The organism is Agrobacterium larrymoorei (genome assembly GCF_005145045.1).
Taxonomy (GTDB): domain Bacteria; phylum Pseudomonadota; class Alphaproteobacteria; order Rhizobiales; family Rhizobiaceae; genus Agrobacterium; species Agrobacterium larrymoorei.
The window spans coordinates 340,652-354,804 of the sequence record NZ_CP039691.1 but is presented as its reverse complement, the minus strand read 5'-3'; the positions used below and the strand labels follow the sequence as shown (position 1 = coordinate 354,804).

17 protein-coding genes are annotated in these 14,153 nt (G+C 58.6%); 16 read left to right on the top strand and 1 reads right to left on the bottom strand.

What is annotated here, in order from left to right; translation table 11 throughout:
• Positions 1-7 precede the first annotated feature (7 nt).
• A complete protein-coding gene (locus CFBP5473_RS01640; RefSeq protein ID WP_027673570.1) occupies positions 8-910 on the top strand; it encodes an HpcH/HpaI aldolase/citrate lyase family protein in 903 nt (300 codons plus the stop codon).
• 6 nt (positions 911-916) lie between these two features.
• A complete protein-coding gene (locus CFBP5473_RS01635) occupies positions 917-1,123 on the top strand; it encodes a DUF1737 domain-containing protein (protein WP_027673569.1) in 207 nt (68 codons plus the stop codon).
• A 111-nt stretch (positions 1,124-1,234) separates the two neighbouring features.
• Here the strand turns inward: CFBP5473_RS01635 and CFBP5473_RS01630 are convergent, their stop codons facing one another.
• Positions 1,235-1,675, bottom strand: coding sequence for a metallopeptidase family protein (locus CFBP5473_RS01630; RefSeq protein WP_027673568.1), 441 nt, complete (start codon positions 1,673-1,675; stop codon positions 1,235-1,237).
• Between the two features lie 328 nt (positions 1,676-2,003).
• Between CFBP5473_RS01630 and rplU the strand changes: the two genes are divergently transcribed.
• The 14 genes from rplU (at position 2,004) to CFBP5473_RS01560 (ending at position 14,112) form a co-directional block, all read left to right on the top strand.
• Positions 2,004-2,318, top strand: a complete 315-nt coding sequence (gene rplU, locus CFBP5473_RS01625) for a 50S ribosomal protein L21 (protein ID WP_027673567.1) — start codon at positions 2,004-2,006, stop codon at positions 2,316-2,318.
• A gap of 40 nt (positions 2,319-2,358) precedes the next feature.
• The gene (gene rpmA / locus CFBP5473_RS01620; RefSeq protein ID WP_027673566.1) at positions 2,359-2,628 is read left to right on the top strand and encodes a 50S ribosomal protein L27; all 270 of its coding nucleotides are present in this window, start codon (positions 2,359-2,361) and stop codon (positions 2,626-2,628) included.
• Positions 2,629-2,758: 130 nt separating this feature from the next.
• Positions 2,759-3,391, top strand: coding sequence for a GNAT family N-acetyltransferase (locus CFBP5473_RS01615; RefSeq protein ID WP_027673565.1), 633 nt, complete (start codon positions 2,759-2,761; stop codon positions 3,389-3,391).
• Complete coding sequence (locus CFBP5473_RS01610) at positions 3,388-3,978, top strand: GNAT family N-acetyltransferase (RefSeq protein WP_027673564.1); 591 nt, start codon at positions 3,388-3,390, stop codon at positions 3,976-3,978. The genes CFBP5473_RS01615 and CFBP5473_RS01610 overlap by 4 nt, the downstream gene beginning before the upstream one ends.
• Before the next feature lie 169 nt (positions 3,979-4,147).
• Positions 4,148-5,215, top strand: a complete 1,068-nt coding sequence (obgE, locus tag CFBP5473_RS01605) for a GTPase ObgE (RefSeq protein WP_027673563.1) — start codon at positions 4,148-4,150, stop codon at positions 5,213-5,215.
• Positions 5,212-6,393, top strand: a complete 1,182-nt coding sequence (gene proB, locus CFBP5473_RS01600; RefSeq protein ID WP_027673562.1) for a glutamate 5-kinase — start codon at positions 5,212-5,214, stop codon at positions 6,391-6,393. The genes obgE and proB overlap by 4 nt, the downstream gene beginning before the upstream one ends.
• Positions 6,386-7,672 (top strand): glutamate-5-semialdehyde dehydrogenase, encoded by a 1,287-nt coding sequence (locus CFBP5473_RS01595; RefSeq protein WP_027673561.1) that lies wholly within the window; start codon positions 6,386-6,388, stop codon positions 7,670-7,672. The genes proB and CFBP5473_RS01595 overlap by 8 nt, the downstream gene beginning before the upstream one ends.
• 42 nt (positions 7,673-7,714) lie before the next feature.
• Complete coding sequence (locus CFBP5473_RS01590) at positions 7,715-8,299, top strand: nicotinate-nucleotide adenylyltransferase (protein WP_106389307.1); 585 nt, start codon at positions 7,715-7,717, stop codon at positions 8,297-8,299.
• 130 nt (positions 8,300-8,429) lie between these two features.
• On the top strand, positions 8,430-8,867 hold the full coding sequence (gene rsfS, locus CFBP5473_RS01585; protein ID WP_027673559.1) for a ribosome silencing factor: 438 nt from the start codon (positions 8,430-8,432) through the stop codon (positions 8,865-8,867).
• A gap of 100 nt (positions 8,868-8,967) precedes the next feature.
• Complete coding sequence (rlmH, locus tag CFBP5473_RS01580) at positions 8,968-9,450, top strand: 23S rRNA (pseudouridine(1915)-N(3))-methyltransferase RlmH (RefSeq protein ID WP_027673558.1); 483 nt, start codon at positions 8,968-8,970, stop codon at positions 9,448-9,450.
• Positions 9,451-9,574: 124 nt separating this feature from the next.
• Positions 9,575-10,981: a murein hydrolase activator EnvC family protein gene (locus CFBP5473_RS01575; RefSeq protein ID WP_027673557.1), complete on the top strand. Its 1,407-nt coding sequence runs from the start codon at positions 9,575-9,577 to the stop codon at positions 10,979-10,981.
• Positions 10,971-12,299 (top strand): S41 family peptidase, encoded by a 1,329-nt coding sequence (locus CFBP5473_RS01570; protein ID WP_027673556.1) that lies wholly within the window; start codon positions 10,971-10,973, stop codon positions 12,297-12,299. The genes CFBP5473_RS01575 and CFBP5473_RS01570 overlap by 11 nt, the downstream gene beginning before the upstream one ends.
• Before the next feature lie 66 nt (positions 12,300-12,365).
• Entirely contained in the window at positions 12,366-13,562 is a 1,197-nt protein-coding gene (locus tag CFBP5473_RS01565) for a divergent polysaccharide deacetylase family protein (RefSeq protein ID WP_027673555.1), read from the top strand.
• 37 nt (positions 13,563-13,599) lie between these two features.
• Positions 13,600-14,112, top strand: coding sequence for an RNA pyrophosphohydrolase (locus CFBP5473_RS01560; RefSeq protein WP_027673554.1), 513 nt, complete (start codon positions 13,600-13,602; stop codon positions 14,110-14,112).
• The last annotated feature ends 41 nt before the right edge of the window (positions 14,113-14,153 follow it).

Genomic DNA, 14,153 nt, shown 5'->3' with positions numbered 1-14,153 from the left:
GTGCGGCATGGCCAATTTTTATTTCGATAATACTGTCCGCCCACGCCGCTCGCTCTTGTCTGTTCCGGCAATAAACCTGCGGGCACTCGCAAAACTACACTCACTGGATTGTGATGGCGCGATTTTCGATTTGGAAGATTCAGTCGCCCCGGACATGAAGGACGAGGCACGCGCCAATCTGGTTTCCCTCTTTCAGGATACTCCAGTCACGGAGCGCGAATGCATCATCCGCATCAATCCCCTGTCCACGCCAGCGGGTCGTAAAGATATCGAAGCGGCGCTTGCCTGCAAACCGGATGCCGTTTTGCTGCCCAAGGTGGAGCAGCCTTCGGACATTCACGATGTCGCCGATCTTCTCGCCGAGGCTGACGCGCCGGAAACGATGAAAATCTGGGCGATGATCGAAACCCCGCGCGGCATACTGAATGTCGCGGCGATTGCAGAAGCGGCGCATACCCAAGGCGGACGGCTAGGCGGCTTCGTCGTCGGTCTCAACGATCTGCGCAAGGAAACGCGTGTCCCTGCGAAACCCGGCCGAACCTATCTCATTCCCTGGCTGATGCAGGTCGTGCTGGCTGCGCGCGCCTACGGTCTGGACGTCATCGACAGCGTTTCGAACGATTTCCGCGATCTTCACGCCTTCGCCGAGGAATGCACACAAGGCCGGGATATGGGCTTTGACGGAAAGATGCTGATCCATCCGGCCCAGATCGAAGCTGCAAATGCCGCCTTTGCACCAGATGAGGCAGCGCTCGCGGAAGCACGCGAAATAATCGCCGCTTTCGCAAAACCGGAATCTGTGGGATTGAACGTCATCAACTCCAATGGGCGGATGATCGAGCGGCTGCATGTCGCGCAAGCCGAACGGCTGGTCGCAATGGCCGATATCATCGCCGCAAGAAAGGCTTAAGAGAGCATGAAAGTCTATCGTTTCATCACCGGCCCCGACGACGCCAAGTTTTGTCATCGCGTCACAGAGGCGCTGAACAAGGGTTGGGAACTCGCCGGCTCCCCAAGCTACGCTTTCAACGCCGCAGCCGGTATCATGCACTGCGGCCAGGCTGTGACGAAGACGGTGGAAGGCAAGGAATACGATCCTGAGATGAAGTTGGGTGAGCAGTAAATCCACTCCCGCCGTCATCCTCGGGCTTGACCCGAGGATCCAGACACGTCGCGACAAATGCAACGTCAGCAGATGCTCGGGACAGGCCCGAGCATGACGGAAATGGGTATATTACCGCTCCGCAGCAGCCTCGTCCGCACTTTCCTCGATCCGCTCCATATCATCGTCCGATAGGCCGAAGTGATGGCCGATCTCGTGGATCAGGACGTGGGTGATGATATCGCCGAGCGTCTCTTCGTTCTCCGCCCAGTAATCCAGGATCGGGCGGCGATAGAGGGTGATGCGGTTCACCATCTCGCCGGTTTCCATGGTGAAACGTTCCGAAATGCCGCGGCCTTCGAAAAGGCCCAGCAGGTCGAATGGTGTTTCAAGCGCCATGTCTTCGAAGACGTCATCGGTCGGAAAATCGGCGATCTCGATGATGAGGTCTTTGGTCAGGGCGCGAAATTCTTCCGGCAGGTGGCCATATGCCTCAATGGCAAGCGATTCGAACGCTGAAATTGTCGGCGCGTGGCGATCCCGCCAATCGTCGGTCTTGTCTATGCGGGCCATTTCTGCTCCTTGTTGTGGGGCTCATATAAACCCTTCGCGCAAAAAATTCGAGACCTCTTTGCCACAACGGCAGAAATCACCTGCGATTCCTTGTTTTACGGTTACTTTTAGAGCCCTTCTGCGCTTGACAGAAAACCTCTCCTCGCGTATCCCGCACCCAAATTGATGGCGTATTGCGCCTTCTATTTACTCCGCTTGTTATAAAGCGGCCCACCGGCAGAGTTTTCACGAGCCATAGGCCTCAAGAAATTTCCGCCATTCCGACTGATAAAAAGACGGCCAGACCGCATCTGCGGGCAGAGCCGGAACGAACATGAAAGGATAAAAAATGTTCGCAGTCATCAAGACCGGCGGTAAGCAGTACCGCGTAGCGGCCAACGACGTGCTGACCATCGAAAAGCTGGAAGCAGACGCTGGCGCAACTGTAGAATTCACCGAAGTTCTCGTGATCGGCGTTGGCGCTGACGCAAAGTTCGGCGCTCCTTTCGTTGCTGGCGCAACGGTCAAGGCTGAAGTTGTCGAGCACAATCGCGGCAAGAAGGTCATCGCCTTCAAGAAGCGTCGTCGTCAGAACTCCAAGCGCACGCGCGGTCATCGTCAGCATCACACTGTCGTCCGTATCACGGACATCGTTGCTGCTTAATCGGCGCGACACGGGAAACTAGGTTTAAAGGAGCAATCCAATGGCACACAAAAAAGCTGGCGGTTCTTCGCGTAACGGTCGCGATTCCAACTCCAAGCGCCTTGGCGTGAAGAAGTTCGGCGGCGAAGCCGTCATTCCAGGCAACATTATCGTTCGTCAGCGCGGCACGCAGTGGCATCCCGACGCCAATGTCGGCATGGGCAAAGACCATACGCTTTTTGCACTGACGGCAGGCAACGTGAATTTCCGTACGAAGGGCAACGGTCGCGTATTCGTATCCGTAGCACCGAAAGCGGAAGCCGCAGAATAAAGCCGGTAAGCGTCATATGCAGCCGGTGTCCCAATGACCCGGCTGAGACGTAACAGGTTCAGTCATAAAAAAGGGGAGTTGGGGCACCACCCAACTCCCCTTTTTCTTTAACTCCACGGAGGACTGAACCATGCAAGCTGAATTGTTGAGGGTTGACCAATCACGGTCACCCGAAGAACGGATAAGACCTGAACGGTCAAGGAGCGATTGCCCCGTCTTATTGTCGCAAAGGCTGGTTTTGCGCAAACCCCACGACGAAGACATCGACGCCCTTGCCCATCTTGCCAACAACGCCAATGTAGCGACCATGGTGTCGCGCATGCCGCACCCTTACACGGCGAAAGACGCCGCGGATTTCGTGCGACGTGCAAAAGCAGGCGAGATTGGCAAGTGCGTCTATGCGATTACGCGCATGGACAATGGCGAGTTTATGGGCTGCTGCGGGCTAGAGCCGCAGGAAGACGAAAAGACCCTCGAAATGGGCTATTGGCTTGGCGAACCTTATTGGAACAGAGGTTACACCACCGAAGCCGCGCATGCCCTGATCGACATGGCTTTCCGCACCCGCGAGATCGACCACATCGATGCGCGCTGCCGGGTTACCAACATCGCCTCGCGGCGCGTCATACAAAAGTGCGGTTTCCAGCTTCAGGGTTCCGGCATGGTCGGATCGCTGGCGCTTGGCGGCATGGTTCCGGTCGAATGGTACAGGCTGGATCGCAAGACATGGGTATCATTGAGAAGCTGGGGGGATATGCGATGAGTACGGCGCAGTTGATACGCTCGCGCAGCGTCGAAACCAACCCTCCGCCCGGCCCCTGCCCGACGATTGAAACCAGCCGTCTGGTGCTGCGGCCCCAGCGTTTGGCGGATGCGGGCAGCATCGCGGAATCGCTCAGCGATTTCCAGGTGACCCGCATGCTGGCGCGCGTTCCTGCACCCTATTACAGGCAGGATGCGCTGGAATGGCTGATCCTGCGCACCTCGGGCACATTGCCTGACTGGGATTTCGCCATCACCACCGGCGATGACACCCTGATCGGCGTCGTCTCGGTCGAGCGCCGCCATGGCGAATGGCATCTCGGTTACTGGCTGAACCGCTTCTACTGGGGCAAGGGCTATATGACCGAGGCTGTCGCTGCGGTGGTCGAGCGCTTCTTCCGGCGCATGCCGGGGGAAACCCTGCATTCCGGCGTCTTTGCGGACAATCCGGCATCGCTTCGGGTTCAGCAGAAGCTCGGCTTCCACATCACCGGATGCCGCGAGACCTACGCGGTGGCCCGCTCGAGCATGGTCGCCCATATCGACACGGAGCTGAAGGCGGAAGACTTCGCTGTGCCGCGACCGTAACAACATAGAACGAGGCCGGTTTCGTCGCGAACCGGCCTTGTCGCAAGCGCACTTGCCCACGATAATCTTTGACGCGCGGGGCAAGCGCCTATATTCGAAGCGGCAGAACCTTTTTTGATGCAGCATGGCTTTGCCACAACTGCGAATGAGCTGACAGAACGGCAATCCGATGAAATTTCTCGATGAAGCAAAAGTCTATATCAAGTCCGGCGATGGCGGCGCAGGTGCCGTATCGTTCAGGCGCGAAAAATTCATCGAGTTCGGTGGCCCGGATGGCGGCGATGGCGGACGCGGCGGCGATGTGTGGGTGGAGGTCGTCAACGGCCTCAACACGCTGATCGACTTCCGCTTCCAGCAACACTTCAAGGCCTCCATCGGCCAGCACGGCATGGGCAAGACCCGCACCGGCGCAAAGGGCTCGGATGTGGTGCTGCGCGTGCCCGTGGGCACGCAGATTTTCGAAGAAGACAATGAGACGCTGATCATCGATCTGACGAAGGAAGGCCAGCGCTTCCGTATCGCCGCAGGCGGCAATGGCGGCTTCGGCAATGCCTATTTCAAATCCTCCACCAATCAGGCACCCACGCATGCAAATCCGGGCCTTGCCGGTGAAGAGAAGACGATCTGGCTTCGTCTGAAGCTGATTGCGGATGCCGGTCTCGTCGGTCTGCCGAATGCGGGCAAGTCCACCTTCCTTGCGACGGTGACGCGCGCGCGCCCGAAAATCGCAAACTATCCATTCACCACGCTGCACCCCAACCTTGGCGTCGCCACCATCGATGGCCGCGAATTCGTTCTGGCGGATATTCCGGGTCTCATCGAAGGCGCGCATGAAGGTGTCGGCATTGGTGACCGTTTTCTTGGACATGTGGAGCGCACCCGTGTACTGCTGCACCTCGTTTCCGCTCAGGAAGAAAAGGTCGGTCAGGCCTATAAGACGGTGAAGGCGGAGCTCGATGCCTATGGCGGCGGTCTTACCGACAAGAAGGAAATCGTAGCACTGTCGCAGATCGATGTGCTGGACGAGAAGGAATTGAAGAAGAAGGCCAAGGAGCTTGAGAAAGCCTGCGGACGTCCGCCTCTCCTCCTTTCGGCTGCTGCACACATCGGCATGACCGAGGCGTTGCGCGCACTGCGCGACGTGATTGTCGATGCCAGCGGAGGCGGTGAAACCGCCCTTCCCGACCGTTCCATGCCTGTCGATGAGGAGCTTGAAGACGGAGATGACCGTCTATGAGCGAAACCTCCGCATCGGCGCGAAAACCGCTGGGCAGCCACCATCGCATCGTCATCAAGATCGGCTCCGCGCTTCTGGTGGATCGTAAGACCGGGCTGAAAAAAGATTGGCTCGATGCGATCTGCGATGACATCGCGGAACTGAAAAAGAATGGCGCGGATGTGCAGGTGGTCTCCTCAGGCGCCATCGCGCTTGGCCGCACGGTCCTCAATCTGCCATCGGGCGCCTTGAAGCTGGAAGAAAGCCAGGCTGCAGCAGCCGTTGGCCAGATCACACTGGCGCGCGCATGGTCGGAAAGCCTGTCCAAGCACGATATCGTTGCTGGCCAGATCCTGCTGACACTCTCCGACACGGAAGAGCGCCGCCGCTATCTCAACGCGCGCGCGACGATCAATCAGTTGCTGAAGATCGGCGCGACCCCGATCATCAATGAAAACGACACCGTTGCCACCACAGAAATTCGCTATGGCGACAATGATCGTCTGGCCGCGCGCGTGGCGACGATGACAGGTGCCGATCTGCTGATCCTGTTGTCGGATATCGACGGTCTTTACACCGCTCCTCCGCATCTCGACCCGGAAGCGAAGTTTCTCGAAACCATCGCCGAAATCACGCCTGAGATCGAGGCCATGGCGGGCGGTGCGGCATCGGAACTGTCGCGCGGCGGCATGCGCACCAAGATCGATGCGGGCAAGATTGCGACGGCTGCGGGCTGCGGTATGATCATCGCGTCCGGCAAGACGCTGAACCCGTTGAAAGCCATCGAAAACGGTGCGCGTTCTTCGTGGTTTGCGCCATCCGGAACGCCTGTCACCGCGCGCAAAACATGGATTGCCGGGCAGCTTCAGCCTGCGGGCGAATTGCATGTGGATGCGGGCGCCGAAAAGGCGCTTTATCAGGGCAAGAGCTTGCTGCCAGCCGGAGTTCGGCTGGTGAAGGGCAATTTCGGTCGCGGCGATGCGGTTGCAATTATCGGCTCGGAAGGTCGTGAGATAGCCCGTGGTCTGGCTGGTTACGATGCCGACGAGGCGCGCCAGATCAATGGCCACAAGTCCAACGAGATCGAGGCGATCCTCGGTTATGTCGGTCGCTCTGCGATGATCCATCGCGATGATCTGGTGATGACGGGAACATCCGTCAAAGTGAAAAACGTGAAGAAGGACGAAGTCGATGCCTGAACAGGCCGTGAAGCAGAGCCAGAATATTGATGCACTGATGATGAACATCGGCGCTCAGGCGAAAGCTGCTTCGCGACCGTTGTCCATCGCTTCCACCGACCAGAAGAACCGCGCGCTGCTGGCAATGGCATCCGCCATCGATGCCTCGGTCGATAGAATTCTGGAGGCAAACGCCAGGGATGTCGACGCTGCCGAAACTTCCGGTGTTGCCGCATCCTTCATCGACCGGCTCAAGCTAGACCGCTCCCGCATTGCCGGAATTTCCGAAGGTATTCGCGCCATCGCTGGCCTTGCCGATCCTGTCGGTGAAGTCATCTCCGCCTGGGAACGCCCCAACGGCCTGAAGATCGAGCGCGTCCGCACGCCGCTCGGCGTGATCGGCGTGATCTATGAGAGCCGCCCAAATGTGACTGCCGATGCTGGCGCTCTTTGCCTGAAGGCCGGTAACGCCGTCATCCTGCGTGGCGGCTCGGATTCGCAATATTCATCGCGCGCTATCCATGCCTGCCTTGTCGAAGGCCTGAGGATCGTAGGGCTTCCAGAGCATGCTATCCAACTGGTGCCGGTCACAGACCGTGCCGCCGTTGGCGCTCTGCTCGGCGGTCTTGGCGGCACTGTGGATGTCATCGTTCCCCGTGGCGGCAAGAGCCTTGTCGCACGTGTGCAGTCCGAGGCCCGCGTGCCGGTTTTCGCGCATCTGGAAGGCATCTGCCACGTCTATGTCGACAAATCCGCTGATCTGGACATGGCCAGAAAAATCGTGCTGAACGCCAAGATGCGCCGCACCGGCATTTGCGGTTCCGCCGAGACGCTGCTGGTGGATGGAGCTGTCGCTTCGACGCATCTCGAGCCGCTGGTGAAGATTTTGCTGGAAGCAGGCTGCGAGGTGCGCGGCTCCGAACAGGTCCAGCAAGCCGTTACAGGCGTCAAAGCCGCAACAGAAGAAGACTGGCGCACCGAATATCTCGATGCAATCATTTCCGTCACGCTGGTGGATGGTATCTCCGGTGCAATCGAACACATCGGCACCTACTCCTCCAACCACACGGAAGCGGTTGTTGCCGAGGACCAGCAAGTCGTTGCCCGTTTCTTCAACGAGATCGATTCCGCCATCCTTCTGCACAATGCTTCTACGCAGTTTGCCGACGGTGGAGAGTTCGGCATGGGTGCGGAAATCGGCATCGCGACCGGCAAGATGCATGCGCGCGGACCTGTCGGCGTCGAACAGCTGACATCCTTCAAATACCGCGTGCACGGCACCGGCCAGACGCGGACCTGATATTTGGCCGCTGACAGAGCCCTAGACCAGCGCTACCTCACCATGCCGCACACCGAGCGCGGCATGGTCATCGGCCTTTTCGGCGGCTCGTTCAACCCGCCTCATGCGGGCCATGCGCTGGTAGCGGAAATCGCGCTCAGGCGTCTCGGTCTCGATCAACTCTGGTGGATGGTCACACCCGGCAACCCGTTGAAGAGCAAGGCGGAGCTCGCTCCTCTGGCGGAGCGGATTGCGGCCTGCGAACATCTCGTCACCGACCCGCGCATCAAGATCACCGCTTTCGAGCAAAAGCTCGGCATCAGCTACACCGCCAACACGCTGGCGAAGGTGAAGGCGCTGAACCCGCATGTGCGTTTCATCTGGGTCATGGGTGCGGATAATTTGAGAACTTTCCACCATTGGCAGAAGTGGCGCACGATTGCGCAGACCTTCCCGATTGCGGTGATCGACCGACCGGGCGCGACGCTCGCCTATCTCTCCTCCACCATGGCGCAGGCCTTCAGCCACGCGCGCGTGGATGAGGACGACGCCGGTGTGCTCTGGAAGAAGGATGCGCCTGCCTGGGTGTTCATTCACGGGCCGCGTTCGACACTGAGTTCCACCGCACTTCGCAATGGCCGCAAGTAGTTCATGCCCGACATCCAAGAAACGAACCCTTGTATGATGCGTATCGTGATCTGCCCACATCTTGAAAATTTAAAACATTGATGCCACCTTTATTGTGTGTCGTGAGACGAATCGACACGCAGTATCTGTTTTGTCATTTCGGAAAGGAAAACCTCTGACAACAGTACACACCAAGGGAAGAGCTTTCAGCGCTATCCCGAAGGGCCAGGAGAGTGGCGTCGATGCCGCCCGTCGTGCCCTAGACACCGTCCTCGCGAGTGTCGAGGACTCCAAGGCAGAAGATATCGTATCCCTGAACATTGCCGGAAAATCGGCGCTGGCGGACTACATGGTAGTCGTGTCCGGGCGGTCGAGCAGGCATGTCATGGCAATCTGCGAGCATCTCATCACTGATCTGAAGGATGAGGGTTTTGGCGGTCCCCGCGTTGAAGGTCTTGAGGCCGGAGACTGGGTGCTGATCGACGCAGGCGATGTCATCATCCACGTGTTCCGTCCAGAAGTGCGGGAGTTCTACAACATCGAAAAGATGTGGGCCGCTCCTGACATCGAGGAAGAAACGCTGCATTGATGCGGGTTCAGGCCGGATGAAAAGTCCGGCCACATAGAAATCCGTGCCCGGCTCTGTTATGAGCGCAACCGGATGAGGTTGCGGACAGGCGGATTTGTGAATGCGGATTTCGATTTTTGCGGTGGGACGGCTGAAATCCGGCCCCGAGAAGGACCTTGCGTCTCGCTATCTTGATCGTTTTGCAAAGGCCGGTCCGGCAATCGGGCTGGAGTTCGCCAAGATGATCGAGGTGCAGGAAAGTCGTGCCTCCAACGCCGATACCCGCAAGCGCGAAGAAGCAGCGATACTGGAAAAGCATCTGGCCGACGGCGCTGCTTTGATCCTCCTTGATGAGCGCGGCAAAGCGCTCGATAGCCCCGCTTTCGCTGACCTCTTCGGTACCATGCGTGACAATGGCAAGCGCGACGTCGTCATTACAATCGGCGGTGCGGATGGCCTCGACCCCGCTCTTTACGAGAAAGCAATTGCGACCCTGTGCCTCGGCAAGCTCACATGGCCGCATCAAATCGTGCGCATCCTGATCGCCGAACAGCTATACCGAGCAGTCACCATTCTTTCAGGCCATCCCTATCACCGCGTATAATTAATCGACTGCCCCGCTTTTGTCGCAAACACGGTCTTGTGTCGCTTCAAAGTGAGTCTCATTGGCGCGAAGCGGCGAAGCAGCGTATGGTCGCCAATCTTTTCAGGTTTGAAGAAACATCATCATGAAACAAGCGTGCGGCAAATTCAGGCATGCGCTCCTTGCGAGCGTGGCTATTGTCGTTGGCTTGCAAAGCTATTCTTCACAGTCGGTACAGGCGCAAGAAGATGCGCCGCCGCCTCCTGTCACGGAACAACAGGCCGCTCAACCTGACGGTTTGCAGGAACTGGAAAAACGCCGCGACCAGAACCGGGAAGACCTTCAGGAACTGGTCGACAGCATCGGTCTTTCCGAGGACAAATCCCGCCAGCTGGAAGAGAGCATCGCCGCGCTCAATCAGGATACCGCGCGGATCAAGGAAGAGCTCATCGCCTCGGCACAGAGGCGCAAGGACCTCGAAGCCAAGATCAGCGATGGCGAAGACCGGCTGGCGAAACTCTCCGTGCGCGAAGATGGCGTCAAGGCATCGTTGCGCGAACGTCGCGGCGTGCTGGCGGAAGTGCTGGCCGCCCTCCAGCGCATGGGCCGAAACCCGCCGCCTGCCCTCCTCGTGTCGCCGGAAGATGCGCTTGCTTCGGTCAGAAGCGCAATTCTTCTTGGCGCCGTGGTGCCGGGCATACGCGCCGAGACGGACAAGCTGGTTGCCGCTCTCAAAGAGTTGACCGACCTGCGGCAGGCGATTGCCAGCGAGCGCGAACAGCTGACCGGCATGATGACGGCAAGCCTCGAAGAGGAAAAGCGCCTCGATCTGCTGCGCGCCGAAAACGACAAGAAGAGCAGCCAGACGACAGCCGATCTGGAGGCAGAACGTCAACGATCTGAAGAACTTGCCAGTAAGGCGACGAGCCTCGAAGGCCTCGTTTCGTCGCTCGAAAACGAGATTTCCTCGGTGCGTGAAGCGAAAGAAAAGGCGCGTCTCGAAGAGCAGCGGATTGCCCGTCTTCCGGATGCAGAACGGGACAAGTTGCAGGCCCAGACCGATGCCGGAATGCCCGATAAAAACCGCATTGCGCCCGCATATCCGTTTTCGAGTCTGAAGGGTAAGCTGGCGATGCCGGTTTCGGGCGAGGTGCTGCGACGCTTCGGCGATGCCGATGGAACAGGGCATTACTCAAAGGGAACTGTTGTTGCGACCGGCCCGGAAGCGCTGGTGACGGCGCCTGCGGACGGCTTTGTCGTGTTTGCGGGAGAGTTTCGCAGCTATGGCCGCATGATTATCTTAAATGCCGGAGACGGTTATCATCTTGTGCTGACGGGCATGGACAATGTGAGGACGCGACAGGGCATGTTCGTTTTCTCCGGTGAACCCATCGCTTCCATGGGCGCAAAAAGAGTGGCGAGTGCAGCGGCTTTGGCGCTGGAAACTGACAAGCCAACGCTCTACATTGAATTCAGGAAAGACGGAGTACCAGTTGATTCTCAACCGTGGTGGACCGCAAAAAATACCGGAAGGGCGCGCAATGATTCGTAAGGCTTCACTTCTTCTCATCGGTGGACTTATGGGTGCCACAGCGATGAGCGTTATCTATTCTGCAAGCATGCCGGCCCAGGCCGCCGGTCCTTCCACCTACAAGGAGCTTGCAATTTTCGGTGACGTCTTCGAACGCGTGCGCGCCCAATATGTTACGCCGCCGGATGACAAGAAGCTGGTCGAAAACGCCATCAACGGCATGCTGAGCTCGCTCGATCCGCATTCGAGCTTCCTTAATGCCGACGATGCCAACGACATGCGCACCCAGACCAAGGGTGAGTTCGGCGGTCTTGGTATCGAAGTCACCATGGAAAACGAGCTGATCAAAGTCATCTCGCCAATGGACGATACGCCAGCCGCCAAGGCCGGTATTCTTGCCGGCGACTTCATCTCCGAAATCGACGGTCAACCCGTCCGCGGCCTGAAGCTGGAAGAAGCCGTCGAAAAAATGCGCGGCGCCGTCAAGACGCCGATCAAGTTGACCGTTATCCGTCAGGGTGCCGACAAGCCGCTCGACATAACCGTCATGCGTGACATCATTGCCGTTCGCGCCGTCAAGTCGCGTGTCGAAGGTGGCGATGTCGGTTATCTGCGCGTTATCTCCTTCACCGAGAAGACCTACGACGATCTCGAAAAGGCGATCAAGAAGATCAAGGAAGACGTTCCGGCCGACAAGCTGAAGGGCTACGTGCTTGACCTACGCCTCAACCCGGGCGGTCTGCTCGATCAGGCGATCAACGTTTCGGACGCCTTCCTCGAGCGTGGCGAAGTGGTTTCCACCCGTGGCCGCAATCCGGATGAGACGCGCCGCTTCAATGCAACGGCGGGCGATCTGACCGACGGCAAGCCGGTCATCGTTCTCGTCAATGGCGGCTCGGCGTCTGCATCGGAAATCGTTGCCGGTGCCCTTCAGGATCTGCGTCGTGCGACTGTGGTCGGCACGCGTTCCTTCGGCAAGGGCTCGGTTCAAACGATCATCCCGCTTGGCGAAACCGGTGCGCTGCGTCTGACGACGGCGCTTTATTACACACCATCGGGCAAGTCCATTCAGGGCACGGGCATCACGCCTGACATCAAGGTCGAGCAGCCGCTTCCGCCGGAGCTTCAGGGCCGTGTCCGTGCCGAGGGCGAATCCAGCCTCCGTGGACATATTCAGGGCCAGAGCGAGACGGACGAAGGTTCGGGCTCCGCAGCTTACGTCCCGCCGGAAGCCAAGGACGATATCCAGCTGAACTACGCGCTGGACCTGATGCATGGCACGAAGACGGATCCGTCTTTCCCGCCAAATCCTGAAAAGGCAGTCGTCAACAAGCAGTAAGAACGAGGGCACCGGTCAAGCCGGTGCTTTCTTTCATCTGGTTGGGCGTCAGTTACGGATAGAGCATTGTCATCAGACCTGCGTAAGCCGCTTATGGGTCGGAAGCGTAAACAGAGCGCCGGATTGCTCCGGCGCTTTTCTGTAATGTCGTCCGTCGCCGTTCTGGCTGCTGGCGGAATTATCGGCCTCTCGGTCTACACCGCACTTTCCCCCGGCAATCTGGAAAGCAACTCTACCGCTCCCAATGCGGTGCCGGAGGCGCCCGCGCAGACGGCAGCGAATGCAAGCCCCGCCAACACAAGCGATGTGGATGGTCTTGCGCTTCAAAATGGCCGGTCCGGTGCCAGTGTCCAGCGCAACGCCATGCCGGACGGCAATGTCGTTTCCGTCTTTTCACCGAAAGATCGCACAGCTGATGGCCCGGTCCTGATGACAGGTCAGACGTTCGGTCAGGATCCGCGCGTTGCGATGCGTCCGAATGAGGAGTTGCTGGAAGACAGTCCGTTTGGAAAGCTTCCGATCTCCAGCCCGGATGGCTTGAGGCCAATGGATCAATATGCCCGCCCATGGTCGGGCGCACGCGGCACCCGTATCGCTATCGTCGTTGGCGGGCTGGGGCTGAGCCAGACGGGCACACAGAAAGCCATCCGAGACCTTCCGCCAGAGGTAACGCTTGGTTTTGCCGCCTCCGGCAACAGCCTGCAACGCTGGATGCAGGAAGGCCGCCGTGAGGGGCACGAAATTCTCCTCCAAATTCCTCTGGAGCCCTTCGGTTATCCCGGCACCAATCCCGGACCTGATACGCTGCTGGTTTCCGACGCGCCTAAACTCAACATCGAGCGGCTCCACCGCTCCATGGCGAAGATCACCAATTACACCGGCATCATGAACTATCTCGGCGCGCGCTTCATGGCGGATGACAAGGCGCTGGAACCTGTTCTTCGTGACGTTGGAGAGCGCGGCCTGCTGTTTCTGGATGACGGCTCTTCCGCACAATCCAGAACCGCCACGATAGCGAAGGCGGTTTCCACGCCGACAGGCTTTGCCGACCTGCAACTGGACGATCAGGTGAACGAGGCTGCGATATTGCGCAAGCTGGACGATCTGGAGCGTGTTGCCCGCCGCAACGGCTCAGCAATCGGCGTCGCATCGGCATTCGATGAGAGTGTTGCGGCCATTGCCAAATGGAGCGTGGAAGCCGCGGCACGCGGCATCGAAATCGTTGGCGTTTCGGCTCTTGTATCGCAGCAGGGCCGACAGTAAACCTGTCTCAACTTCACCCAACACATCAGGTTTGACGATGACGATCAAAGCAGAAGATCTGCCATACCGCCCCTGCGCCGGGATAATGGTTCTGAATTCGAAGGGACTGGTCTGGGCGGGACGCCGGATTTCACAGGGCAACTCCGAATTCGACGGTTCACCGCAACTCTGGCAAATGCCGCAGGGCGGCATCGATGAGGGCGAGAAGCCGCTGACGGCGGCTATCCGCGAACTCTATGAAGAAACGGGTATGAAGACCGTCACGCTTCTGGCGGAGGCGCGTGACTGGATCCATTACGACCTACCGCCACAACTGATCGGCATCGGTCTGAGAGGCAAATATCGCGGCCAGGCACAGCGCTGGTTCGCCTTCCGCTTCGATGGAGACGAAAGCGAAATCCAGATCGACCCACCGCCCGGCAATCATGAGGCCGAGTTCGATGCCTGGGACTGGAAGCCGATGGAAAGCCTGCCGGAGCTTATCGTGCCCTTCAAGCGGGCGGTCTATGAGCAGGTCGTCGCGGAGTTTCGCCATCTGGCAGCAAACTGAGAGCAATAAAAAAGGCGGCAGAGATGCCGCCTTTTTCTTTT

Coding starts and splice junctions, on each gene's coding strand:
- CFBP5473_RS01640 (WP_027673570.1), top strand. CDS start 8: ATGGCCAATTTTTATTTCGATAATACTGTCCGCCCACGCCGCTCGCTC.
- CFBP5473_RS01635 (WP_027673569.1), top strand. CDS start 917: ATGAAAGTCTATCGTTTCATCACCGGCCCCGACGACGCCAAGTTTTGT.
- CFBP5473_RS01630 (WP_027673568.1), bottom strand. CDS start 1,675: ATGGCCCGCATAGACAAGACCGACGATTGGCGGGATCGCCACGCGCCG.
- rplU (WP_027673567.1), top strand. CDS start 2,004: ATGTTCGCAGTCATCAAGACCGGCGGTAAGCAGTACCGCGTAGCGGCC.
- rpmA (WP_027673566.1), top strand. CDS start 2,359: ATGGCACACAAAAAAGCTGGCGGTTCTTCGCGTAACGGTCGCGATTCC.
- CFBP5473_RS01615 (WP_027673565.1), top strand. CDS start 2,759: ATGCAAGCTGAATTGTTGAGGGTTGACCAATCACGGTCACCCGAAGAA.
- CFBP5473_RS01610 (WP_027673564.1), top strand. CDS start 3,388: ATGAGTACGGCGCAGTTGATACGCTCGCGCAGCGTCGAAACCAACCCT.
- obgE (WP_027673563.1), top strand. CDS start 4,148: ATGAAATTTCTCGATGAAGCAAAAGTCTATATCAAGTCCGGCGATGGC.
- proB (WP_027673562.1), top strand. CDS start 5,212: ATGAGCGAAACCTCCGCATCGGCGCGAAAACCGCTGGGCAGCCACCAT.
- CFBP5473_RS01595 (WP_027673561.1), top strand. CDS start 6,386: ATGCCTGAACAGGCCGTGAAGCAGAGCCAGAATATTGATGCACTGATG.
- CFBP5473_RS01590 (WP_106389307.1), top strand. CDS start 7,715: ATGCCGCACACCGAGCGCGGCATGGTCATCGGCCTTTTCGGCGGCTCG.
- rlmH (WP_027673558.1), top strand. CDS start 8,968: ATGCGGATTTCGATTTTTGCGGTGGGACGGCTGAAATCCGGCCCCGAG.
- CFBP5473_RS01575 (WP_027673557.1), top strand. CDS start 9,575: ATGAAACAAGCGTGCGGCAAATTCAGGCATGCGCTCCTTGCGAGCGTG.
- CFBP5473_RS01570 (WP_027673556.1), top strand. CDS start 10,971: ATGATTCGTAAGGCTTCACTTCTTCTCATCGGTGGACTTATGGGTGCC.
- CFBP5473_RS01560 (WP_027673554.1), top strand. CDS start 13,600: ATGACGATCAAAGCAGAAGATCTGCCATACCGCCCCTGCGCCGGGATA.